At 59.0% G+C, this 1,467-nt stretch carries 1 protein-coding gene; it reads right to left on the reverse strand.

Annotated elements, in window-relative coordinates:
- Positions 1-1,034: 1,034 nt before the first annotated feature.
- The coding region (locus EN991_RS36015; RefSeq protein WP_164769650.1) for an SMC-Scp complex subunit ScpB at positions 1,035-1,467 on the reverse strand (433 nt) is incomplete at its 5' end.

Raw genomic sequence — 1,467 nt, forward strand, 5'->3', positions numbered from 1 at the left:
ACGCAGCGGTGTGAGACGGGCATTCTTGTGGATGTTCATTCGGACCCTCCGATGGATGCTGAAGCGTGGTAACTCCAGTCTCCTCGGTCCGGTCCGAATGGACAACCTCTCGAAAGCTCACACCTAGAACTCCTCTTGAAAGCGTATCTAGCTTCAAAGGGCGTGTCGAAACGCGGTCTCCGGCTCGGCTTCGGTCACAAGATCGAGGACATTTACGAAGCCGCAGTGGCCCTAGGAATGCCGCCGATTGGGAACGTGAAGATGATTGCCAACAACCTTGACCTGATGAATTCTCAGCAAGATTTTAGGTACCCGTCGGGGTACAAGCTGAATGTCCCGCCGCCGAGCTTCTGCCGAGAAACGTATAACGCTCTCCACACAGCGATCGAGCCGAGGATCCCCACCGAGGTACTGAAAGCCAACCTCAAATTTCATTGGGATTTTCGGGGGAAGACTGTCATTTGGAAGGACGAATAGCCCGAGGATGATCTTCCCCATCTACGTTGGCGTTCTTATGGCGCTGCTGTCAGCATCCGCCATTGGCGGTGGCGGCAAGGCGATCTTGTTGGGATGGCCGCCTCGCTGACAATGGCCGGGATGGGCACTCGCCGGCTGGCTAGGTTCTTAGCAGGCCATAGCCGGCTGTCTGGTGGAGATCGTCTTTCAGGGCTTTGATCGTCTGTGAAAGGTCGCGAACCTTGTCCATCAGCGTCTGAATGGTCGCCCCGATGGGCTGGATCTTAACGCCTCAATCGTCGCGAGAAGCTCAAGGTAGACGTGGTTCAATTGAACTTTCTCCCTTCGAGAGCTCTCAATGGTGATCGACATGTGCGACCAGGCTCGATCAATTGCCTGTTCGCTTATCCTTCATCGACAAGCGGACGCGTGCCGCCACCTCCCTTCCGTCACGCGAAGGACCCAGCCGGCGAGACCAGACGGCGTGCGTGGCGCAATCTTCTATGTGACGAGCGGCGAGATCGCGTGTGTCCCGCCGTGATGGGATCATCTATTCGTCGAGCGCGGCGCTGGCGCCATCATCGTCGATATCTGCAAACCCTGGGATGATCCAGCAGCTTCTCCTTCGACAGCAGCCCGGCGTCCTCGAGCGCCTCGAAATCCGGCAGCTGGCGCAGCGTGTCGAGCCCGAACTGCGACAGAAAAGTTTTGGTCGTCACATAGGTGTAGGGCGCGCCCGGCTGCGGGCTGCGCGGCCCCGAGGCGACCAGCTGCTCAGCGCGCAGCACGCCGATCAGGTCACGTGACACCTCCTTGCCGAAAAAGCTCGACAGCTCGCCACGGGTGATCGGCTGGAAATAGGCAATGCACATCAAGACAAGCGCCTCCGCCTGCGACAGTTCTTTTGCTCCCTCGCCCGCTGCCGTGCCGAAGGCTGCGTGAATGGCGTCGCCAAAAACCTTTTTGGTCCGGTGCTGCCAGCCGCCGGCGACCGCGACCAGCTCGTAAGGG

Source organism: Mesorhizobium sp. M7A.F.Ca.US.005.03.2.1 (assembly GCF_003997795.1).
In the GTDB taxonomy this organism is placed as follows: domain Bacteria; phylum Pseudomonadota; class Alphaproteobacteria; order Rhizobiales; family Rhizobiaceae; genus Mesorhizobium; species Mesorhizobium ciceri.